Origin of the sequence: Burkholderia sp. BCC1996 (assembly GCF_905339955.1) — a bacterium.
GTDB lineage: Bacteria > Pseudomonadota > Gammaproteobacteria > Burkholderiales > Burkholderiaceae > Burkholderia.
The window spans coordinates 1-396 of record NZ_CAJPHM010000106.1; the positions used below are offsets into that span (position 1 = coordinate 1).

General features: G+C 67.7%; 1 protein-coding gene. It reads left to right on the forward strand.

Annotated features, from left to right (window positions below):
- The coding region (locus U4Z64_RS37425; RefSeq protein ID WP_321822699.1) for a circularly permuted type 2 ATP-grasp protein at positions 1–396 on the forward strand (396 nt) is incomplete at both ends.

A 396-nucleotide genomic window follows, 5' to 3' on the forward strand; every position in this document is an offset into this window, starting at 1 on the left:
CGGCCGATCGACGTGCTGTACCGCCGCGTCGACGACGCATTCCTCGATCCGCTGACGTTCCGGCCCGATTCGGTGCTCGGCGTGGCCGGGATCATGGACGTCTACCGCGCCGGCAACATCACGATCGCGAACGCGCCCGGCACGGGGATCGCCGACGACAAGGCGATCTACTCGTACATGCCGGAGATCGTCGAGTTCTACACGGGCCGCAAGGCGCTGCTGGAGAACGTGCCGACCTGGCGCTGCGGCGAGGCCGACAGCCTGAAATACGTGCTCGAGCATCTCGACGAACTGGTCGTGAAGGAAGTGCACGGCTCGGGCGGCTACGGGATGCTGGTCGGGCCGTGCGCATCGAAGGCCGAGATCGAGGCGTTCGCCGCGAAGCTGCGCGCGCGG